Genomic DNA, 21,357 nt, shown 5'->3' with positions numbered 1-21,357 from the left:
ACAATTTTTGACACGGAACGCGAATTTAACCGCCAGTATGTCGCATTTGGATGTCCCAGCCCCTTCCCCCCTGCGGCAGACTTCGTGGAAGCTCTTGATGATGGACACCGCAATGACCTTTCACCGCTTCCACAAGGATCTCCCCTTCACCGCAGAGGAATACGGTCGCCGTCTGGCAGCCACCCGGGCGGCGATGGAGCGGGCGGGGCTGGAGGCCCTTTTGGTGACCGACCCGTCGAATATGGCGTGGCTGACCGGCTATGACGGCTGGTCCTTTTACGTGCATCAGGGTGTCATCATTCAGCATGATGCAGATCCCATCTGGTGGGGCAGGCTGCAGGACAGCAACGGTGCCGTGCGCACGGTTTGGATGGCCGATGACTGCGTCTGGGGCTACGCCGACAGTTTCGTGCAATCCACCGAATGCCATCCGATGCAGGATCTGGCAGAGCGGCTCGCCTATATCGGGCTGGACACTGCCCGGCTTGGGGTCGAGATGGAGAATTACTATTACTCGGCCAAGGCCCATGCCGCGCTGACGGCGGCCCTTCCGAACGCGGTGCTGAAGGATGCAACGGCGCTGGTGAACTGGCAGCGGGGCGCAAAATCCGACGAAGAAATCCTGTTCATGCGCCGTGCCGCCATGATCTCGGAAAAGATCGTCGATGGTCTGATGGAACGTGTAGAGCCGGGCATCCCGAAGAACGAGGTCGTGGCGCAGGTCTATGTCGATGCGCTGCAGGGCGTTGACGGGCACTGGGGCGACTACCCGGCCATCGTGCCGCTCCTGCCCTCTGGCACCGATGCCGCCGCACCGCATCTGACATGGGATGGGCGCCCTTTTTCGACGGGTGAGGCCACGTTCTTTGAAATTTCCGGCTGCTATCGCCGCTATCACGCGCCGCTGTGCCGGACGATCTTTCTGGGCAAACCCGACGATACGATCCTGCGCGCAGAGGCGGCGCTTGTCGAGGGGCTGGAGGCGGGATTGGATGTGGCCCGCGCAGGCGCCCGTGCCTGCGATATCGCGGCGGCGCTCGCAGCCCCACTGGAACGTGCAGGGATCGCGCGCAGCGCCCGTTGCGGCTATCCCATCGGCCTCAGCTACCCGCCCGACTGGGGGGAGCGCACGATCTCTTTGCGCGCCGAAGATCAGACCGTGTTGCAACCGGGCATGACCTTCCACTTCATGCCGGGGCTCTGGATGGAGGATTGGGGGCTCGAGATCACCGAGTCGATTCTGATCCGAGAGGACGGACCGGCAGAGACATTCTGCAACCGGCCGCGCAAGCTCTACGTCAAGCCATGACCCATCTCAACCGGACCCGCGACATTCTGCGCGACCTCATCGCCTTCCCAACCGTTTCGGCCGATCCGAACCTCGACATGATGGGCTATATCGCCGACCTGCTGGACGCCCACGGAGCGCGGGTGGACCTGATACACGACGCGACGGGGCGCAAATGCAATCTTTTTGCCTCGCTTGGGCCAGAGATCGACGGCGGCGTCATGCTGTCGGGCCATTCCGACGTGGTGCCCGTGACCGATCAGGACTGGAGCCGCGATCCCTGGCAGATGTGGGAGGAGGATGCGCGCCTTTACGGGCGCGGCGCCTGCGACATGAAGGGGTTCATCGCGGCGACACTGGCGCTGGCCCCGTCTTTCACCTCTCGCAATCTGCGCCGTCCCATCCATTTTGCCTTCACCCATGACGAAGAAGTCGGATGTCTTGGCGCCCAGTCGCTGGTCGACGCGCTGCGCGACCGTGACGCCCGCCCCTCTGTCGCAATCGTGGGCGAGCCGACGATGATGGGCGTGATCGAGGGGCATAAGGGCTGCTGTGAATATACCACCCGCTTCACCGGGCTGGAGGGGCATGGCTCTGCCCCGGATCTTGGCGTCAACGCCGTGCTCTATGCCGTGCGCTACGTGAACCGGCTGATGCAACTGGCCGAAGAGATGAAATCCCGCGCCCCGGCGGCCAGCCGTTTCAACCCGCCCTGGACCACGGTCAATGTCGGAAGGCTCGCAGGCGGCGTCGCCCATAACGTCATACCCGGCAAGGCAGAGCTGGACTGGGAAATGCGGCCCGTTCAGGACGCGGATGCCCGGCATATCAAAGGCGCGCTCGAAGATCTGGTTGCGACCGAATTGCTGCCCGAGATGCGCCGGATCTGGCCGGAGGCGGATATCACGACCGAAACCATCGGCGAGGTCGTCGGCCTCCATCCGGTGAAGGATAACGCGGCACGGCACCTGATAGCCGAGCTGACCGGCGCCAACAGTGCAGATGTCGTCCCGTTCGGGACCGAAGCGGGGCTGTTTCAAAGCCTCGGAATGTCGGTGGTTGTATGTGGTCCGGGGTCCATTGCGCAGGCCCACAAGCCGGACGAATTTGTGGCGTTGGACCAGCTGTCGCAATGTCTGACCATGCTGGAACGGCTAGGCCAAAGCTGCGCCGCCTGAGAGCCCCTCACATGCAAAAAGGCCCGACGCGATGCCGGGCCTTTGAGTAAATTGTTCCGCAAGGCGGGGTGCTCAGTGCAGTTTCTGACCAACAACCTTGATGGCATCGTCAATCAGGGACGAGCTGTCGGACTGGCTCATCTGTTTCGCGATCACGTCACGCGAGGCGGCAATGGCCACGCTCACAGCCTTGTCGCGCACTTCCTTGACTGCCGCGGATTGTGCAGATGCGATCTGCTCCTCGGCGCCTTGAAGACGACGGGCGATGGATTTCTCCAGATCGACCTTGGCCTGTTCCGCGGCAAGCTCTGCCTCAGTACGAGCATGCGCAACGATGCGGTCCGCTTGATCCTGAACTTCGCGCTGTTTGCGCTCGTACGAGGCCAGCAGGGTCTGTGCTTCTTCGCGCAGCGCGCGCGCTTCGTCCAGATCGTCGCGGATGCCTTCGGCACGCTTGTCCAGCATGCTGCCTATCATCCCCGGAACCTTGAAGTACACCAGCACGACAAGGAACAGCAGGAAGGCCAGCAGAACAACGAAGTCGGTGTTGTGAAGCGAGAAGAACGGGCCGGTGGCGGCGTGTGCCGGTGCAGCGGCCAATCCCAGAAGGGCAGTCAGTGTCAGCTTGCGCATGTCTCTTACCCCTTGATCCGGCTGTTGACGGCAGCCTCGACAGTGGCCGTATCGGCTTTGCCACCCAAGGCACGTACGATCTCTGCCGCGGTATCCTTCGCGACAATCTCGACGTTTTGCATCGCCGTGGCGCGGATTTCGGCGATTGCCTTTTCCGACTCGGCGGCCTTGGCTGCGATCTCGGCATCGGCCTTGGCGATTTGCACGTCCAGCTCTGCCTGAATTTCGCCCTTGGCTTCGGCCACGATCTTCTGCGCCTCGGCGCGGGCATCGGCCAGAGCCTTGTTATAGGCTTCCTCTGCCTCGACGGCCTGACGTTTCAGGTCCTCCGCCGCGGTAAGGTCATTCGTGATTGCCCCCTGGCGTTCGGCCAGAACCGCAGCAATGCGAGGCAACGCAATGCGCGAGAGGACAAAGTAGATTACGACCAGCGTAACAAGCAGCCAGAAGATCTGGTTGCTGAAGGTCGAGAAGTCGAGTTGCGGCATCCCCGGAGCGGCATCGGCGCCATGCGCCGCAACCCCGGTGGCGTCCGCAAGGCCCTCGCCTACGGCCTCATGCGTTTCGGTTGCCATGTCACCGTTCCTCCGTCGGAATTTTCGCTACAACGGGCGGACCACGCCTGGTGGCTCCGCCCGTCCGTAAGGATCAGATTCCGTGCGGCTTAGACGGCGAACATCAGCAGCAGAGCGACGAGGAACGAGAAGATCCCCAGGGCTTCTGCGAATGCGATACCGATGAACAGGGTCGCTGTCTGGCCGGCAGCTGCCGACGGGTTGCGCAGGGCGCCGGACAGGAAGTTGCCAGCAACGTTACCAACACCGATAGCGGCTGCGCCGGAACCGATTGCTGCCAGGCCTGCGCCGATGTGTGCGAGATCGCCTTCCATGTGAATTCTCCTTACGATTGGAAGTTGAGTTCTTGTAGGTGTGTCGGGCGTGGGGCGGGACTGTCCCGCCGCCACGGTCTTAGTGAGACGGGTGCAATGCATCCTTGAGGTACACGCAGGTCAGGATCGTGAACACGTAGGCCTGAATGAAGGCCACGAGCAGTTCCAGACCGTACATCGCAGTGATGGCAACCACGGATAGCGGGCTGACAACTGCGATCGCGGCGAAGCCTGCGAACACTTTCACCACCGCGTGGCCGGCCATCAGGTTGCCGCCAAGACGAATGGAGTGGCTGACCGGGCGAACGAAGTAGGAAATCACCTCGATGATCGCCAGGATCGGACGCAGGGCCAGCGGGGCCGAGCTGACCCAGAAGAGGCCCAGGAACTTGGTGCCATGCTTGACGAAGCCCACGATGGTCACGGTGAAGAAGACCAGCAGCGCCAGCACGCCGGTGACGGCGAAATGCGATGTCGTGGTGAAGGCCAGCGGCAGAAGGCCAAGGAAGTTCGCGGTCACGATGAACATGAACAGGGTCATGATGTACGGGAAGAACTTGACGCCGTCCTTGCCGGCAACATCCTCGACCATCTTGTAGACGAAGCCGTAGGCAAGCTCTGCAATCGACTGGCCGCGCGACGGGATCACACCGCGGCGCGAGGTTGCCAGAACCATCAGGCCGACAATCGCCAGGACTGCGAGCGCCATCCAGAGCGTGACATTGGTGATGGTGAACATGCCCACGCCACCATCGCCGAACAGCGGCTTGACGATGAACTGATCCATCGGGTGGAAAACAAGGCCGCCCTCTTCGCCGTGCGCTTCAGTCGCCATCCTCTATCCTCTCGTCGTCGCGGGCCTGTTCGGCCACGTTGTCCTTCTGAAACTCTTGCGCGGTGCGAAGCATCGTCTTCACGCCCGCGGCAAAGCCCAGCATTATGAACAGCACCATGAGGAACGGCATGGTCCCAAACAGATGGTCCAGCCCGTACCCGATGCCGAAACCGATCCCAAGACCGGCTACAAGTTCGATCACCATGCGCCAGGCCAAGTTCGCCTGACTGTAGTGCTCTTCCTGATGAGGCTTCGATGTCTTGGCGGATTTTGCCGCCTCGATCCGCTTTTCCAGCTCGGCCAGACGCCGTTTAGGATCGGGATCGGTCACACCTTTGCCCCTTCATTCGGTTGCGATGTTGCTATGTCGGCAGGGGCACTGAGTCAAGCGCGCATGGCGATGCGCGGAACGCCGATTAGTCAACTGATTCAAAATGATATTTTCGCCGACGGGATGGGCGCGGACACCCTGTCGCAGGCCGCTGCTGGCCGGATTCCCACCTCTGGTCTTATTCAACCATTTGGTTGAGTGACATCAAAGGGCCTGTTTGTGCCGGACGCCGCTGCGCCCGTGTGTCATCCGGCAGGCAGCGGCTGGCCCGGCCTTGACGCGGGTCGGGCTATGGCGGCTTATGCGCAGATGGGAACCGATCTTGATACCGTCTTTGCGGCGCTTGCCGACCCCACCCGTCGCGCGATCCTGTCGCTGCTGCTCGAAGACGACATGGCCGTGACCGATGTCGCCGAACCGTTCGAGATCAGCCTCGCCGCAATTTCCAAACATCTGGCCATTCTGACCCGTGCAGGACTGATCAGCCAGGAGAAGCGCGGCCGGGTCAAATGGTGCAAGCTGGAACCCGATGCGCTGCGCGAGGCCAGCGTCTGGATGCAGGGATTTGGCCAGTTCGAGCCGGTCAACCTTGATGCGTTCGAACGGTTTTTGGCCAACGAGCTGGATGGCGAGGAAACGACCTGACCTTCAGGCCGCCTGCACCTTTGCCTCTTCGTCTTTCAGCAGCAGGATCAGCGCCACCACCGTCATTCCCACGCCGCACAGGATCAGCAGGGGCGGCACGCCATTGCCAAGCGCCAGCTCCCATAAAAGCACCCAGCTTGGCGTAAGGTAGGTATAGGCCAGCACTTTGGCCGAAGGCAGCCGCAGGGTCGAGAATTGCAGCAGCACGAAGGTGATCGCGCTGGCGGCAAGCGCCACGTAAAAGATCGTGAACCACACCAGCCAGGACAGGGCCAGCCAATCGGTCCGCAAGATCGCTGGCAGGGCCCAGCCGCCGACCAGCAGAAAGCCCGCGATGATCGTCCCCAACGAAAAGATTATCGCGGATTCTCCGCGATTGAGCAGCCGCACCATCGGCGCGTAAAGGGCGTGGGCAATGCATCCGACAAAGTAGATCATCTCTCCCCAACCAACCTGGAGCGCAAGGAGCCTCCCAAGATCGGCTCGGAACACGACCCATAGCGCGCCCACGGCACCGATGCTCAGCGCGACGCCCATGCGCGGCGTCGTCACCTGCCGAAGCAACAGCCACGCAAACCCGGCTGTCATCAACGGGTTGAGCGTGAATACGGCGGCTGCGCTGACGGGGGAGGCGGTCTTCAGCCCTTCGAACATCAGCACGAAATACGTAGCGAAAAGCCCGCCCAGCACGAGGTACCGCCAGGGCGCCCGTGTCGCCTCGCGCGGGATACCCCCCGTGGCGTAGGCAATCGCGCCGATGGCCAGGCCGGCGATAAGGAACCGGACGGCGGTCAGGGCGGCAGGATCAATCTCGTTCGCGACCATGCTGCCCAAAGAAAACGATCCCGCGACCAGCGCCGAAAAGGCCAGCATCGCCAAATGCCCCTGTGCGGTCGGCGTCATCACCCCTGAAGGCTCGCGGCATAGTCCTTCAAATGGCGCAGGAAGGCCTGAACCTTGGCTGTCCGGTGCAGATCGACATGGGTGACCAGCCAAAGCGCCGTCGCCCATTCGTCACGCGGGGGCAGGATCTCGACAAGCTCGTCATCCGTTTCAACCGCTTTCGTATCAAGGAACCCGATGCCGATGCCAGCGCGCACCGCCCCGTCCAGCGCGCGTTTCTCGTTGGACCGGAAAACGACCTGATCGGGCGTCACATACTGCATCAGCCACTGTTGAAACGCCGCCCGGATGTCCAGATTGTCGAACCCTACGAAACGATGCCCCGCGAAATCCTCCGGGCCAGACGGCTTGCCATGCTGTTCGACATAGCGCCGGCTGGCAACCAGAGCGACATTCACCGAAAAGAACGGCTGCACGACGTTATCGGGCTGGTCGGGCGCCCGCCCTGCCCGCACGGCCACATGCGCCTCGCCATATTCCAGCCGGAACAGCCGTTCGCCGGTCAGGTAGCGCACGGTGACATCGGGGAACTGTTCCTGAAATTCGCCGACCAGCGGCGCCATCAATTCTGAAAACCCGACGAGAGAGGTCACGACAAGCTCGCCTGACACTTCCTCTCCGCGCCCCTTGATCCGGCCTGCGAGCTGGCTCAGCTGATCATCTGTCGCCTGTGCCACGCGGGCAAGGTCCTGGCCCGCCTCTGTCGCGGTGTAGCCGCGCGCGTGGCGCTGGAACAGTTTGACGCCTATTCGGGCCTCCAACGCGTCGATATGCCGGATCACAGTGGCATGATGCACGCCCAGCACATCTGCCGCCCCGCTCACCGTGCCCAGTCGCGCAACCTGATAGGCTGTTCGGATCTCGTCCCAATTGTCCACGTTATTTCCTCTTTACGCCTGTGCAGAATCCCACAAGGTCTGCGCGTTTGGTGCGATTGAGTTTGTTTTTGCAATATTCAAATACTCGGTGCAACGCTGATCTTCTTGTAAAGGATATACGATGGCTCACCGAATTCTGCGTATCGACTCCAGCATCAAGCCCGAAGGCTCTATCTCCCGGCAACTGACTGACGACATTCTGTCCCGCCTGACACAAGCGCATCCGGGCGCCGAAGTCACCAGCCGGGACCTTGGGGCAGACCCGCTGCCCGCCACGGACGGCCACTGGATCGGCGCGATCTCGACCCCCGCAGCAGAGCGCACGGCCGAGCAAGCCCGCACGGTCGCGCTGTCGGACAGTCTCATCGCCGAACTCAAGGCCGCTGACACGGTGGTGATTGGCCTTCCCGTCTATAACTTCGCAGCACCTGCGCAGTTGAAAACCTGGTTTGATCAGCTGGCCCGCGCTGGCGAGACATTCAAATATACCGAAACCGGCCCTGTGGGACTGGTCGAGAACACCCGCGCCATCGTGGCCTACAGCTCGAACGGCACGCGGTTTGGCTCTGATATTGACTTTGCGTCGGGATACGTCCGCCAGATGCTGGGCTTTTTCGGCATCACGGATGTCCAGTTCGTGGCCTCCGATCACTATGCGATCGACCCGGCAAGCTCGATCAAGGCCGCGAATGACGGCGTGGCGAAGATCGCCGCCTGACACGTCTGGGGCGTTCCGGGGCCGTTGGCCTTGGGGCGCCCTATTTCTCGGTCAGCTTCATCTCGATCCGGCGATTGCGCGCCCGCGCCTCCTCGGTGCTTTCGTTTACCACCGGCTGATACTGACCGAACCCGTTGGCGGCGAGCCGATCCGGCGGGATGCCCTGCACATCGATCATGTATTTCACCACCGACAGGGCCCGCGCCTGGCTAAGCTCCCAGTTGTCGGCAAAGGCCGCACCGGGACGAAGCGGGACATCATCGGTATGCCCATCGACGCGGATCACCCAGTCGATGTTTTCAGGGATCTGGTCCGCAACACCGCGCAGGATCTCGGCAACCTTCGCGATCTCCTGCTGACCGGAGGCTGACAGGTCCGCCTTGCCGAACGCAAACAGCACTTCCGACGAAAAGACGAACCGGTCGCCCTCGATCCGGACGCCTTCGGTATTGTCGAGCAGTTCGCGCAGACGTCCAAAGAATTCGGAGCGGTAGCGTTCAAGGTTCTTGGCCTCTGCCTCCAGCCGCGCGCGTTCGGCGGCTTCCAGCTCCGCGCGGCGTTTCTGCTCTGCCGCTGCACGCGCCAGCGCGGTGTTAAGCTCTGATCCGAGGTTCTCGATCTGCACCTGTGCGGCCGTATCGCGCTCCTTGGAATCGTCGATGATCGCCTGCAACTGGCCAAGCTGCTCGCGCAGCGCGCTGACCTGCCGCGTCAGCGCCTCTGTCCGGCGCGCGGATTCGGTCGAACGTTGCTGTTCTTCGGCCAGCTCTTGCCGGGCGGTGGCCAGAAGGCGCGCACGGCTCTCTGCTTCGCTCAACTCGGCGCTCAGCGTCTCTTCCGCGGCGCGCTTTTCTGCAAGCGCAGCTGCCAGTTTTTCGCGGGTTTCGGCGGCGCTTTGCTCTTCACTCAGCTTGGCGGCAAGGGCAGCGGCCAGACGCTGTTCCAGCGACCGCTTGTCATCTGCCACATCCTCCGCCCGCGCCAACGCATCCGCCTGCGCGCGGGTCAGCGCGGCCTGCGTTTCATCCAGCTGTGTCTTGATGGTCGCGGCACTGTCCAGCGCCTGCGCCAACGCGGCCTCAAGTTCTGCCTTCTCGGCCAGAAGCTCTGCCTCTGTGCTGTTGCGCCCGTCGCGCAGCGCGGCCAGATCCGCCTTGGCCCGCTCCAATGCCTCGCTCGTCTGGACCAATTCGGCGGCCGAAGCCTGCCGTTCTGCCAGGGCGGTATCGCGTGCGGCTTCGGCCTCTGCGGCACGCGCGGTCTGGGCCTCTACGTCGCGGGTGGCGGCTTCAAGCCGGGCCAGCGCATCCGCCAGACGCCCCTGTATCTCTTCGGCCTGCGCGGCCTGAGCGGCGTTCTGGTCAAGCGCTGTCTGGCGTTCGGTTGCCAGCGCGGCTTCCGCCTCTGCGATCCGGGCGCGCAAATCGCCGACCACCGCGTCGCGGCGCGTATCCCGTTCGGTCATGGCCTCCATCTCGGCCATAAGACGCCGGTTTGCGGCCTCGACCTCTCCCAGACGCTGCAAACCTTCCTGCGCGCCATCGGCTTGCAAGAGCGCCTCTGCAAGTGCGGTCTGCAACTCCGTCAGCCGAGAACGCGCCTCGGCCCTTTCGTCCTGCGCGGATGCAAGGGCGCTGCGCGCTTCTTCCAGCCGGGCCTCGGCATCGGCGGCACGGGCCTCCAGCTCTGCGGCGCGGGCGGTTTCCGCCGCGATCGCGGATTGCGTTTCGGACTGGGCGTCGATCTGCGCCTGCAGACGGGTGGCGGTTTCCTCTCCCTCCAGAAGGGCTGCGGCAAGGCGGACATTCAGATCCTCCTCCGCCTCGCGCGCGGCTGCCAGAAGTGTCAGCGTGTCTTCAGCCTTCTGGCGCTCCTGTTCCAGCGCAAGTGTCATCGCGCTAAGCTCTGCATCGGCGTTCTGAAGCCGCTCTCGCAGCACTTCGGCCGCTGCCGCATCTGCCAGCCTTTGCGCCTCTTCATCGGACAGCGTCGCCTGAAGCTCTTCCGCCTGCGCGATCAGCGCGGCGTTGGCCTCCGTCGCTTCTGCATTCCAGGCGCGCAGATCAGCCACCAGCGCCTGCAGGGCATCACGCCGTGCCGCCGCCAGCCGTGCCTCCTCGGTCTGTGTGTCGATCTCGCTTCGTGCCGAAGCCAGCGCGAGGTTCAGCGCCTCCTGCGCGCTCAACAGCTCTGCGCGTTCGGCCTCCAACGCGGCGCGACCGCTTTCCAGCTGCGCAACATTGGCCAATGCATCATCCCGCGACGCGATCAGCGAGGCCACCTGCGCCTCGAAGCTTGAAATCCGGTTGCGCGCCTCTGACAGCGCCGCGTCCTGCGCCGCCCGCTGGGACGTCAAGGAGGCGATCAGCGCCTCCTGCTGGCTGGCGCGCGTTTCGGTATCGGTCAGCGTGGCGGTCAGTTCCCCCAGATCCTGCTGAAGCCTGCGCGTTTCGCTTTGCTCCAACCCCAGCGCGCGGGCCAGTTCCGCCACTTCGGTGGAAAGGGTATCCAGCTCTGTTTCCTGGCCGGTGATGGTTTCCCGAAGCACGAATTGCACGACCATGAAGATGGTCAGGACGAACATCAAAACCAGAAGCAGCCCGGTCATCGCATCGACAAATCCCGGCCAGATAGAGGCCTGAAACCTTTGTCCGGTGCGACGCGACAAGGCCATGGGTCAGCTCTCCCCCTCGTCGGGATGGGTCTTGGGCAGCGGCTCTGTCGGCCGGAAACGCGCCCGCCTCTGTGCCCGGCTGGGCGGCACAAGCTGCTGCAACGTCCGTCCGATGGAGGCAAGGTCGGTGCGCAGTTCCTGCATGCTTTCCTGCCGCCCGGCCGCGATCTCTTCGAGGATGCGCAGCATCTGCACGTCGATCGACCGCAGCCGCATCCGGCTTTCGGCGTCCAGCCCTTCGCTGACACCCTGCGCGTGCAACGTCTCGACCAGTCTTTCCTGCCCTTCCGCGACACGCAAAAGCGCACCCGCGGCGGGGCTGGAGGTTTCGACCTTGCTGCTCATGCGCTCTACCGCGTCCACAAGCTTTGCGAGCTTGTCCTCGGTGTCCTGCTGCCCCTCCTGCGAGGCGGCCATCAGCTCTTGCATGGTCTGCAAATGATCGGCGACCTGATCCAGCGCATAGGCCCCACCAGAGGGCTCGCCGCCATGTTCGCTTTCGCCGGCCGTGAAGCCCAGCCGGGTGATGGAGGACAGCCATTCTTCCAGCTCGCGGTAGAACCGGTTCTGCCCGTGACCTGCAAAAAGTTCCAGCAGACCCACGACCAGCGACCCCGCGAGGCCCAGCAGCGACGAGGCAAAAGCCACGCCCATGCCGCCCAACTGCGCCTCGAGCCCGCTCATCAGGCGCGAAAACACCTCTACCCCGGCTTCGTTTTCCTGCGGGGCAAGGCTGCGGATCGTGTCGACCAGCGCCGGAACCGTGGTTGCAAGGCCGTAGAACGTCCCCAGAAGGCCAAGAAAAATCAGCAGGCTGACGATGTAGCGCGTGATTTCGCGCGCCTCGTCAATGCGGGTTGCCACGGAATCAAGGATGGACCGGGTGGAGGTGGTGGTGATCTGCATCCGCCGCCCCCGCATCCGCAGCAGCGTCGCCAGAGGCGCCAGCAAAAGCGGGGCTTTGCGCGTCTCGCGCTCGGTCACGAATTCTTCGATCCAGCGCACCGAATTGATCAGCTGACCGACCTGCCAGAAACACGCCAGCACGCCCAGACCAAAGACAAACAGGATGAACCCGTTCAGATATGGGTTGGATTGAAAGACCGGCAAAACCCGCGGCAATGCCAGAAAGGCGCCCGCCCCGGTCAGCACAAGCACCAGAAGCATCAGGATCACTTGCCGGACAGGCTGCGAGAAATGTGCCTGGGCCTCGAGGTCCGGCTGCTCCATTCGGACGTTTCCTGCCATTGTTCTACAACGTTTTTAACGGCCCGACCGTAGAGCGGATGCAGCGGCAAGCCAAGCGGTTATCCACAAAGTGACCTGACGCGATCCGACAGCCATTGCAGTTCTGCATCGCGAACGCCGATCTCGTCCAGATGTCGGGCAGTGTTGAAAAGATATTCGCTGTTCGGCCCGCGCCCGCCATGCGCGCGCGAAATGATCTGGGCCTGCTCTTCCAGCGGCAGCGCACCGCAATATTGAACATGGTCGGGATCAATCACGTATGTGACGGCGGTGACGCGTTCCCCGCTTCGCAGGTCCACCTCCAGCATCTTTTCAAGATAGGCCGAGGATACCAGTTCGCGTTCGCGCAGATAGGCCAGCACCTCGTCGTGATCGCCGCCAGCCTGCAACGCGACACCCGAACACGCCGCGCCGGGCGTTTCATCCAGCGCGAGTACCAATCCCGGCGCCTCTTCCGTCCCGCGATGATGGATCGAGCGCATGCAGAAGCTGCGGGCATAGCCGGGCAGGCTGGCAGGTTCCTGCTGCACAACGTCGAAACCGGGGTTCCACAGCAGCGATCCGTAGGCGAAGACCCATAGTGTCATGTCGTCTGGTCCTTGTATCTCGGGCGCTGTAAACACCATTCGCGACAGGGTGAAAAGGGGATGGCAGTGAAACATCTGGCAATCGCGGTGATCGTGGCGGCGCTGGGGTGGTCGGCGTGGTGGTTCTATGCCGCGAACCGGCACGAGGCCGCACTGGAAGCATGGTTCGAGGAACGGCGCGCCGATGGATGGGCCGCCGAGTATGACAGCCTCGAACTGCGCGGCTTTCCCAACCGCCTTGACACCACGGTCACGGGGCTTGTCCTCGCTGACCCGCAAAGCGGCACTGTCTGGCAGGCTCCCATCTTCCAGATCCTGATGCTCAGCTACAAACCCGGCCATGCGATCTTTGTCTGGCCCCACAGCCAGACGCTCACACTTGCGGGCAGGGAATGGGTGATCGACAGCGACCGTATGCGGGCCAGCGTGATATATGAGCCGAACGATGAAATGACCCTCACCCGAGCGAATTTCGAGGCCGAAGTGCTGAATCTGGCGTCCGTTGACGGATCTGCCGCGATGTCGGCGCTGAACGTGGCGCTGGCACAGTCCGGGCCGCAAAGCTACCGTTTGACCAGCGCTGCGGATGGCTACGTCCCCGGAGGCGCGCGCCCGGCGGATTTTCCCCTGCCGGAAAGCCTTTCGGCGCTGCGGGCGGATCTGACCGTGGATTTGGATGCCCCGCTCAGCCGTGCCGCGCTGGAAACCGCCACGCCCCGCCCGACCCGGCTGGATCTGCGTCTGGCAGAGGCGATCTGGGGCGGGCTGGAGCTGAAACTTGCGGGCGCGGCCGACGTTACCGCAGCTGGCAATCTTGACGGACGCACGACCCTTCGGGCGGTCAACTGGCGCGAAATGCTCAAGCTGTCCGCGACAACCGGCACGCTGCCCGGAAGCGTCGCTGCGACGCTCGAACAGGCGCTTGATCTGGCGGCCGGTCTTTCCGGGAACGCCGAAACGCTCGACCTGACGCTCGATTTCAAGCGGGGCCGGACATGGCTTGGGATGATCCCATTGGGTCCGGCGCCGCAGATCCCCTGAACGGGCGCCCGTCCCTTGCTTTCCGGCAAGGGCGCTCAGCAGATCACGAAGGCCCGACCCATCCCCACTTGGCGACGGGCCCCTGCCGTGCCATCATGCATTCAATGATATGAATGGGAGGATATCATGCCGCTTTACCGCCCCAGCCGCCGTGACCTGTTCCAGATGGCCGCCGCCATGCCGGGCCTTGTCTTGCCTGCATCAATGGCGCGGGCGCAGCTTGGCGCGCCGACGCTTGGCAATCCGGGCCATTTCAACTTCACCTTGGGCGAGGCGCGCATCACCGTCCTGTCAGACGGGTTTTTCACAACACCGGCGGCCGGGCTGGGCGTCAATACGGACGACGCGCAGCGGCGCGCCTTTCTGGAAAAGCACTTTCTGTCGTCCGAAGAAAACTACTCTCACACCAATCACCTCTATGTGGAGCTGGGAGAGGCGCGCGTCCTTGTCGATGTCGGCTCTGGCCATCGTTTTCTGGATACCGCCGGACGGTTGATGACCACGATGGAGGCCGCCGGGATCGATCCGGACGCCATCACCCATGTCGTCATCACCCACGCCCATCCCGATCACATCTGGGGCATCCGCGACGATTTTGACGAGCCGATCCTGCCCAACGCCGAATTCATTATCGGCGGGGCAGAGCATGCCTATTGGATGCAGGACGACCTTGTGAATCAGGTCCCCGCAGAGATGCAGCAATTCGTGCTTGGTGCCGTCAACTCCCTCACCGCAGAGGGGCTGGACTGGACGCTTGCCGCGCATGACCAGCAGATCGCCCCCGGTATCCGCGTCATCGACACGCCCGGCCACACGCCCGGCCATATGAGCGTGGTGGTCGAGAGCGGTGGCAAACAGCTCATCGCTTTGGGCGACAGCATGACCCATGCCTATATGAACTTTGCCCATCCCGACTGGTACAACAGTTTCGACATGGACGGAGAGACGACCGTCGCCACGCGCCGGCACCTGCTGGACATGGCCGCAGCGGACAGGATGGCGGTGCTGGGATACCACTTCCCCTTCCCCGGTGTCGGGCACATCCTGCACGAGGGCGACAGCTACCGGTTCATTCCCGCGCTCTGGCAGTTCTGACCGCAATCGGCCCGCATGCGCATCGACACGCCCCGCTTTCGGTGATGGCTCGCTTGATCGTGACAGACATTCGCCCGACGATCTGCTAGACTTTCCCTTAGGTCAGGGCCGACGCGGCCCCAGCCTTGCCCGATGCGGGCAGGACCGCGCCTTCGGCTCTCTTTTTTCGACAAAGAGGAGATCACACATGGCGCATACAATCGGAAATCCCCTGAGCTGGGCAGCCAAGCTGCTAAGCGGCACTGGGCGCAGCCTTGGCCACGCTGCAGAAACCATCGGCGGCCAGCAAAATGCGCGCCCTGTTGTGCGCTCGATCACGGTTACCGACATACGGTCGGCCCTGCGCGCAGGTTTCAACGATTTCACCCATTTCCGCAGCGACGTGGTGTTTCTGATGGGGATCTATCCCCTGATCGGGCTGGCTTTGGCCTATATGGCCTTTGACCGCGTCCTCATGCCGATGGTGTTCCCGATGGCCGCCGGGTTCGCGCTGCTGGGTCCGGTCGTTGGCGTCGGTCTTTACGAGCTCAGCCGCCGCCGCGAGGCCGGGCAGGATGCACGTTGGAGCGATGTGCTCTCGCTGTTTCGGTCAAGCCTGATGGGGCGGGTTCTTACGCTTGGCGCCTATCTGCTGGGTCTGTTCGTGCTGTGGCTCAATGCGGCCGTGGTGATCTATGACGTGACGCTGGGCCCGGCGGCGCCGGTGTCCGCCGCTGCGTTCCTGTCCGACGTGCTGACAACACAAGCCGGCTGGGCGATGATCGCCCTTGGCTTCGGGGTGGGCTTCATCTTTGCAGTTGTCGCACTGGTGGTCAGCCTGACGAGCTTTCCGATGATCGTCGACCGCGAGGTCGGCCTGCCGGTGGCGGTGATGACCTCTGTCGCCGTGTGCCGTCGCAACCCGCTGGCGGTTGCCGCCTGGGGCCTGACAGTCGCGATCCTGCTGGCGCTCGGCAGCCTGCCATTCTTTCTGGGGCTGATCGTGGTCCTGCCGGTGCTGGGACACGCCACCTGGCATCTTTATCGCAAGGCGGTCAGCTACGAGGGCTGATAGCCGCCGACACCGTCATATGGCGGGCGCATCAGCCCGCCGTATAGGTCGGATGGAACAAGCCGCCGGGCGACAGGGTAAAGATCTCTGCCCCGGTGGCGGTCACCCCGACCGAATGCTCGAACTGCGCGGAAAGCGATTTGTCCCGCGTCACTGCCGTCCAGTCATCCGACAAGACCTTGGTTTCCGGACGGCCAAGATTCACCATCGGCTCGATGGTGAAAAACATGCCCTCTTCCAGACGCTCGCGCGTACCGGGGCGGCCGTAATGCAGCACGTTGGGCGGCGCGTGAAACACCCGCCCCAACCCGTGACCGCAGAAATCCCGCACGACACTCATGCGGTGCGCCTCGACATAGGCCTGAATCGCGTGACCGATATCGCCAAAGGTGTTGCCGGGCTTCACGGCCTCGATCCCCTTCATCAACGCATCATGCGTGACCTGGATCAGCCGTTCGGCCTTGCGGCTCAGCTTGCCTGCAACATACATCCGGCTGGTATCACCGAACCATCCGTCAACGATCACCGTGACGTCGATGTTCAGGATATCGCCATCCTTCAAGAGCTTCTCACCGGGGATCCCGTGGCACACGACGTGGTTCACGCTGATGCAGCTGCCGTGCTGATAACCCTTGTAACCGATCGTGGCGGAAACCGCGCCGGCCGCAGTTACCTGCTCTTCGATAAAGGCATTCAGCTCGCCGGTCGAAACGCCGGGCTTCACCAGTGCGGCCACGTCATCCAGAATGCGCGCAGCCAAGGCGCCCGCCTTGTGCATCCCGGAAAAGTCGTCCTGATTGTGTATGCGAATGCCGTCCCGTGTAAGGCGACCCCGTGTATCCTTGTTCAACCGCTTGCTCCGTCGCGTTTTGCCCGCGCGTATACTTAAACACTAAGGCGGCGCATGACCAGAGGTCAGCCGAAACCCAATGCCCCGGTCGCAGATACAGGTTTTCCCTGCTGCCTCATTCAGCAGTCTGGCGCAATTTCTACGGGTCGAAATACCGCGCGCTGGTCTTGAAGACAGACTCGATCGTGCCGTCCAGCCGCGTCAGGTGGAGCATTCCGACCTCGACGGCCTTCTCCGCATCCCCCTTCTCGACCGCATCGGCAATGGCCTTGTGATCGGCCAGCAGCTCCGGCATCCGGTCGCCCTTGGCAAGACCAAGCAGGCAGAGCCGATCAACCTTGGCCTTTTCCCCGGCGATCACCTCGAATGCGAAATCCGCCTGGGCAATTTCGCACAGCATCTCGTGGAACTTGTAGTCCAGCTTGCCGAATGCGCCAAAGTCGTTCGCCTTCACGGTCTTTGCCTGCTCTTCAATGCCCGCACGCAGCTTTGCGGCGCCCTCTGCATCGCAATGCTCCGCCGCCTGTTGCAGCACCTTGGCCTCGACAGCCGCGCGCACGAACCGGGACTTGGCGATCTCGCGCAGCGATATCCGCTTCACCTCCGTCGCGCGCTGAGGCCGCGATACCAGCAGGTCAAGGCTGACCAACCGGTTGAACGCATCGCGCACCGGCTGCCGACTGACACCGAATTCCGCCGCAATCTCGGCTTCCGATATCTTGTCTCCCGGCAGAAGTTTGAGCGAAGCGATCTGGTCGTAGAGGTGACTGAACACAAGGTCGACGCTGGTTTCGCGTGGCTTTACCGTTCTGACAGGCGCCATCTAACAGACCCTCGAACTTTGGGACGGACGGCTGCAACTCTTCCTGTTTCTGAACACATCACCCTCTCTTTCGGACGCGCCGATCCTCTTCGGCCCGGGCCGTTTGCGCGCAATTCGGCTCCTCTTAGCGCCAAATGTTGTTCCTACCAACCCTACCATCTGTGCACCTCCCTTTCAAAATCCGGAATAAATCTCGACATTTCATCGGCTTTGCCATGGGCAGCCACCGTCACCGGCTGGTGCTCCGCATGAAGCCCCGCAAACGCCCCGCGCGCCGACGCAAGCAAGGCCGCGTCAGGGAATGGCGGGTCGGCGTGGGCGCCCTTTGTCGTCTTCCACGCAGAATGAGTGTCGAGATCACGGGCCCGCCTGACCAATCCGCCCGCAGCCGCCTCGCTAATGGCTGAGCGCAGGAAGCCCGCAGGGCACAGGCCCCTCGGGTTTGCCAAAGGCACGTCCGGAACTGCGATCGGCGCTATGCTGATCTTGTTCACCCTCATGACGGGCACCTCACATTTTTTTTCACAGCAACACTAGGACGTTACTGTCGGCTTGACCATACATGTATGCTAGAATTTATACTAGTATGGTACTTTTCGCAAAATCGTGATACTCCTTTGAAATCGAAATTAGCGAATCAGGTTTCCAGGCAATTTTTGGAATGCGGGGGAGAATGCATGTCAGGCGTAAAACTGGATAGCATCGTCAAAGCGTATGGTGCAGTACAGGTTGTTCACGGTGTTGATCTTGAAGTGCAGGAAAAGGAGTTCGTCGTGCTTGTCGGCCCTTCCGGCTGCGGCAAGTCCACGACGCTTCGGATGATCGCGGGGTTGGAGGAGATCTCGGACGGGACACTTACGATCGACGGGCGCGTCATGAACCGCGTCGCCCCCAAGGATCGCGATGTTGCGATGGTTTTTCAGAACTACGCGCTTTACCCGCACCTTAACGTGGCCGAAAACATGGCCTTTGGTCTGCGCATCCGCAAGGAAAGCAAAGAGCATATCGAATCCTCCGTGAAGGAGGTCAGCGGCATCCTTGGTCTGGACAAATACCTTGAGCGTCGGCCTGCCGACCTTTCGGGTGGTCAGCGCCAGCGTGTCGCAATGGGCCGCGCCATCGTTCGCCGCCCCAAGGTCTTTCTGTTCGACGAACCCCTGTCCAACCTGGATGCCAAGCTGCGCACCCAGATGCGGGCCGAGATCAAGCGCCTGCACAACCGCCTTGGCGTTACCAGCATTTACGTCACCCACGACCAGGTCGAAGCGATGACGCTGGCCGACCGGATCGTTGTCATGAATGCCGGCCGGATTGAACAGATCGGCACCCCGATGGAGCTGTTCCTCAACCCCGTCAACTCCTTCGTCGCGGGCTTTTTGGGCGCGCCGCCCATGAATCAGGTCAAGGCCGTGATCGCGGATGGCGACACCTCGCCCGTGGCCAAGTTCGGCACCCAGCAGATCGCACTGCCCTCCCTGCCCGGCCTTCAGAATGCCGTCGGTCGCGAAGTCATCGTGGGTGTGCGCCCCGAATATGCCGAAGTTGTCACCGAAGCCGCGCCGGGCAGCGTGTCCTGCGAGCTGGAACTTGTGGAAACGCTCGGCTCCGAGGCGCTGCTGCACATGAATCTCGATGGCGAACCTTTTGTCATTCGCACCGAGACGCTGGGCAACATGGCCAAGCTGAATTCGGTCAACGGGTTCACGGCAAAGCCCGAACTCATCAAGGTCTTTGACGCCAACACGGGTATGGCCCTTTCCGGCCAGACGCGTGTCGCATGAGCGATCTTGAAGCAAAGGTCGGCGGATCGACCGAAGAACTTGTCATCGAAGCGTCCGAGGCGCTCCGCACCCGCAAAGCCAGCCGGATCGAACGGATCGGCGACCATTTGCGGAACGAATGGCAGCTATATGTGATGCTCATCCCGACGGTCGTCTGGTTGCTCGTCTTTCTCTACAAGCCGATGTACGGCCTGCAGATCGCCTTCAAGGATTACAGTATCTTCCGCGGCGTTGCCGCCAGCCCATGGGTCGGGCTGGAGCATTTCCAGACGCTGTTCGGCAATGACCAGTTCCTCAGGGCCCTCAAGAACACTGTCATCATCAGCTTCTACGGCCTGATCTTCGGCTTTCCCATGCCGATCCTGCTGGCGCTGATGTTCAACGAGATCCTGGCGCAGACATTCAAGAAGACGGCGCAGACCATCGTTTACCTGCCGCACTTCGTCAGCTCTGTGATCATCGCGGGGATCGTCATCACGGCCTTCAGCCCCAGCGCGGGTATCGTCAATACCGTGATGGGATGGTTCGGGATCGACCCGATCTACTTCCTGACCAAACCGGAATGGTTCCGCCCGATCTTCGTGGGTACGGGCATCTGGCAGGAGGCGGGCTTTCAGTCGATCGTTTACCTTGCGGCCATCGCCGGTGTTTCCCCGACGCTTTACGAAAGTGCGGTCGTGGACGGCGCCTCCCGCTGGCAGATGATGTGGAAGATCACGCTGCCGTCGATCATGCCCACGATCATCATCATGCTGATCATCCGGATCGGGAACATGCTCGAAGTCAGCTTTGAGATGATCATCCTGCTCTACCAGCCGGCAACCTACTCGACTGCCGACGTCGTCAACACGTTCATCTATCGCCAGGGTATCCAAGGTGGCCAATACGACCTTGCCGCAGCGGCGGGCCTGTTCAACGCGGTGGTGGCCTTTGTCCTGGTGATGACGGCGAACACGATCTCGAAGCGCTATTCGCGCACGTCGCTTTGGTAAGGGAGAGAAGACCATGACCAACATGAATCTCTATTCACGCGGCGACAAGCTCTTCGTGATCATCAACATGGTGCTGATTGCACTGTTCACCCTCTCGACGCTCTACCCGTTCATCTACATCGCATCGCTGTCGATGAGCACGGGCTTCGAGGCGCGGGCCGGCAATGTGATCCTGACCCCGGTCGGTTTCACGCTGGAGGCCTACAAGCAGGTCCTGTCCGAACCGCTGTTCTGGTCGTCCTACGCCAACACGTTCATCTACACGATCGGCGGCACCCTGATGAGCCTTGTGTTCATCATCCCCGGCGCCTACGCCCTGTCACGGCCACAGCTGTTCGGGCGGCGGTTCTGGAACCTGATGGTGGCCTTCACCATGTGGTTCAACGCAGGTCTGATCCCGTTCTTCCTGAACATGCGCGATCTTGGCCTGCTGGACAGCTACTTCGGCATCATCATCGGCTTCGCGGTCAACGGCTTCAACATCATCCTGCTGCGCAACTTCTTCGAGGGCATTCCGCAGTCCTTCGAAGAGGCCGCCCGGATGGACGGAGCCAACGAATTCCAGGTGCTCTGGAAAGTGTTCGTGCCGCTGTCGAAACCGGCCATCGCCACGGTCGCCCTGTTCTGCATCGTCTCTCGCTGGAACGGCTTCTTCTGGGCGATGGTGCTGCTGCAGGACGAAGACAAGATCCCGCTTCAGGTCTACCTGCGCAAAGTCATTGCCGAGCTTTCGGATGACGAGGAATTCGCGACATCACTTCTGACTGCCGCCTACTCGTTCGAAACCGTCAGCGCGGCGATCATCGTCTGCTCGATCATCCCGATCCTGCTGATCTACCCCTTCCTCCAGAAATACTTCAGCAAGGGAATCTTGCTGGGCGGAGTGAAGGAATAAAAACGATACGCACAACTAGGAG

22 protein-coding genes are annotated in these 21,357 nt (G+C 62.1%); 10 read left to right on the top strand and 12 right to left on the bottom strand.

Features of this window, described 5'->3' with window-relative positions; translation table 11 throughout:
- Positions 1-112: 112 nt before the first annotated feature.
- Positions 113-1,309 carry a M24 family metallopeptidase gene (locus EDD52_RS16860; RefSeq protein WP_132247214.1) on the top strand — a complete coding sequence of 399 codons (1,197 nt, stop codon included), beginning with the start codon at positions 113-115 and terminating at the stop codon, positions 1,307-1,309.
- Positions 1,306-2,466 (top strand): acetylornithine deacetylase, encoded by a 1,161-nt coding sequence (gene argE / locus EDD52_RS16855; RefSeq protein ID WP_132247120.1) that lies wholly within the window; start codon positions 1,306-1,308, stop codon positions 2,464-2,466. Before EDD52_RS16860 ends, argE begins: the two co-directional genes overlap by 4 nt.
- A 72-nt stretch (positions 2,467-2,538) precedes the next feature.
- Here argE and EDD52_RS16850 read toward each other — a convergent pair whose 3' ends face one another.
- From EDD52_RS16850 to EDD52_RS16830, 5 genes are all read right to left on the bottom strand, one after another.
- Positions 2,539-3,099, bottom strand: coding sequence for a F0F1 ATP synthase subunit B (locus EDD52_RS16850; RefSeq protein ID WP_132247118.1), 561 nt, complete (start codon positions 3,097-3,099; stop codon positions 2,539-2,541).
- 5 nt (positions 3,100-3,104) lie between these two features.
- Complete coding sequence (locus EDD52_RS16845) at positions 3,105-3,674, bottom strand: F0F1 ATP synthase subunit B' (protein ID WP_132247116.1); 570 nt, start codon at positions 3,672-3,674, stop codon at positions 3,105-3,107.
- Between the two features lie 89 nt (positions 3,675-3,763).
- Entirely contained in the window at positions 3,764-3,988 is a 225-nt protein-coding gene (locus EDD52_RS16840) for a F0F1 ATP synthase subunit C (RefSeq protein ID WP_084351458.1), read from the bottom strand.
- A 79-nt stretch (positions 3,989-4,067) separates the two neighbouring features.
- On the bottom strand, positions 4,068-4,823 hold the full coding sequence (locus EDD52_RS16835; RefSeq protein WP_132247114.1) for a F0F1 ATP synthase subunit A: 756 nt from the start codon (positions 4,821-4,823) through the stop codon (positions 4,068-4,070).
- Positions 4,813-5,154 (bottom strand): AtpZ/AtpI family protein, encoded by a 342-nt coding sequence (locus EDD52_RS16830; RefSeq protein ID WP_132247112.1) that lies wholly within the window; start codon positions 5,152-5,154, stop codon positions 4,813-4,815. Before EDD52_RS16830 ends, EDD52_RS16835 begins: the two co-directional genes overlap by 11 nt.
- Positions 5,155-5,463: 309 nt before the next feature.
- Between EDD52_RS16830 and EDD52_RS16825 the strand changes: the two genes are divergently transcribed.
- Positions 5,464-5,799, top strand: coding sequence for an ArsR/SmtB family transcription factor (locus tag EDD52_RS16825; RefSeq protein ID WP_132247212.1), 336 nt, complete (start codon positions 5,464-5,466; stop codon positions 5,797-5,799).
- Positions 5,800-5,802: 3 nt separating this feature from the next.
- Here the strand turns inward: EDD52_RS16825 and EDD52_RS16820 are convergent, their stop codons facing one another.
- Positions 5,803-6,702: a DMT family transporter gene (locus tag EDD52_RS16820; protein ID WP_132247110.1), complete on the bottom strand. Its 900-nt coding sequence runs from the start codon at positions 6,700-6,702 to the stop codon at positions 5,803-5,805.
- On the bottom strand, positions 6,702-7,580 hold the full coding sequence (locus tag EDD52_RS16815) for a LysR family transcriptional regulator (RefSeq protein WP_132247108.1): 879 nt from the start codon (positions 7,578-7,580) through the stop codon (positions 6,702-6,704). The genes EDD52_RS16820 and EDD52_RS16815 overlap by 1 nt, the downstream gene beginning before the upstream one ends.
- A gap of 121 nt (positions 7,581-7,701) precedes the next feature.
- Between EDD52_RS16815 and EDD52_RS16810 the strand changes: the two genes are divergently transcribed.
- On the top strand, positions 7,702-8,298 hold the full coding sequence (locus EDD52_RS16810) for an FMN-dependent NADH-azoreductase (RefSeq protein WP_132247106.1): 597 nt from the start codon (positions 7,702-7,704) through the stop codon (positions 8,296-8,298).
- A 40-nt stretch (positions 8,299-8,338) separates the two neighbouring features.
- Here the strand turns inward: EDD52_RS16810 and EDD52_RS16805 are convergent, their stop codons facing one another.
- The 3 genes from EDD52_RS16805 to EDD52_RS16795 form a co-directional block, all read right to left on the bottom strand.
- Positions 8,339-10,972 carry a peptidoglycan -binding protein gene (locus tag EDD52_RS16805; RefSeq protein ID WP_132247104.1) on the bottom strand — a complete coding sequence of 878 codons (2,634 nt, stop codon included), beginning with the start codon at positions 10,970-10,972 and terminating at the stop codon, positions 8,339-8,341.
- A 3-nt stretch (positions 10,973-10,975) separates the two neighbouring features.
- Positions 10,976-12,202, bottom strand: a complete 1,227-nt coding sequence (locus EDD52_RS16800) for a biopolymer transporter ExbB (RefSeq protein WP_132247102.1) — start codon at positions 12,200-12,202, stop codon at positions 10,976-10,978.
- A gap of 77 nt (positions 12,203-12,279) precedes the next feature.
- The gene (locus EDD52_RS16795) at positions 12,280-12,807 is read right to left on the bottom strand and encodes a gamma-glutamylcyclotransferase (RefSeq protein ID WP_132247100.1); all 528 of its coding nucleotides are present in this window, start codon (positions 12,805-12,807) and stop codon (positions 12,280-12,282) included.
- A 66-nt stretch (positions 12,808-12,873) separates the two neighbouring features.
- On the opposite strand from EDD52_RS16795, the gene EDD52_RS16790 reads away from it, so the two are divergent.
- The 3 genes from EDD52_RS16790 to EDD52_RS16780 all read left to right on the top strand — a co-directional run bounded on the left by EDD52_RS16790 (position 12,874) and on the right by EDD52_RS16780 (position 15,994).
- Entirely contained in the window at positions 12,874-13,848 is a 975-nt protein-coding gene (locus EDD52_RS16790) for a DUF2125 domain-containing protein (protein ID WP_132247098.1), read from the top strand.
- 126 nt (positions 13,849-13,974) lie between these two features.
- Positions 13,975-14,943 carry an MBL fold metallo-hydrolase gene (locus tag EDD52_RS16785; protein WP_132247096.1) on the top strand — a complete coding sequence of 323 codons (969 nt, stop codon included), beginning with the start codon at positions 13,975-13,977 and terminating at the stop codon, positions 14,941-14,943.
- Between the two features lie 187 nt (positions 14,944-15,130).
- On the top strand, positions 15,131-15,994 hold the full coding sequence (locus tag EDD52_RS16780) for a DUF2189 domain-containing protein (RefSeq protein ID WP_132247094.1): 864 nt from the start codon (positions 15,131-15,133) through the stop codon (positions 15,992-15,994).
- A gap of 31 nt (positions 15,995-16,025) precedes the next feature.
- Here the strand turns inward: EDD52_RS16780 and map are convergent, their stop codons facing one another.
- Together map and EDD52_RS16770 are read right to left on the bottom strand one after the other, a co-directional pair.
- Positions 16,026-16,844 carry a type I methionyl aminopeptidase gene (gene map / locus EDD52_RS16775; RefSeq protein ID WP_132247092.1) on the bottom strand — a complete coding sequence of 273 codons (819 nt, stop codon included), beginning with the start codon at positions 16,842-16,844 and terminating at the stop codon, positions 16,026-16,028.
- Between the two features lie 139 nt (positions 16,845-16,983).
- Entirely contained in the window at positions 16,984-17,667 is a 684-nt protein-coding gene (locus EDD52_RS16770) for a GntR family transcriptional regulator (RefSeq protein WP_132247090.1), read from the bottom strand.
- Positions 17,668-18,344: 677 nt separating this feature from the next.
- Between EDD52_RS16770 and EDD52_RS16765 the strand changes: the two genes are divergently transcribed.
- The 3 genes from EDD52_RS16765 to EDD52_RS16755 are packed head-to-tail and all read left to right on the top strand — an operon-like array spanning position 18,345 to position 21,335.
- Positions 18,345-19,448 (top strand): ABC transporter ATP-binding protein, encoded by a 1,104-nt coding sequence (locus tag EDD52_RS16765; RefSeq protein ID WP_132247088.1) that lies wholly within the window; start codon positions 18,345-18,347, stop codon positions 19,446-19,448.
- The gene (locus tag EDD52_RS16760; protein WP_132247086.1) at positions 19,445-20,440 is read left to right on the top strand and encodes an ABC transporter permease; all 996 of its coding nucleotides are present in this window, start codon (positions 19,445-19,447) and stop codon (positions 20,438-20,440) included. The genes EDD52_RS16765 and EDD52_RS16760 overlap by 4 nt, the downstream gene beginning before the upstream one ends.
- 13 nt (positions 20,441-20,453) lie before the next feature.
- Positions 20,454-21,335: a carbohydrate ABC transporter permease gene (locus EDD52_RS16755; protein WP_132247084.1), complete on the top strand. Its 882-nt coding sequence runs from the start codon at positions 20,454-20,456 to the stop codon at positions 21,333-21,335.
- Positions 21,336-21,357 lie beyond the last annotated feature (22 nt).

The organism is Primorskyibacter sedentarius (assembly GCF_004342065.1).
GTDB lineage: Bacteria > Pseudomonadota > Alphaproteobacteria > Rhodobacterales > Rhodobacteraceae > Primorskyibacter > Primorskyibacter sedentarius.
This window is presented reverse-complemented; position numbering and strand designations above follow the sequence as displayed.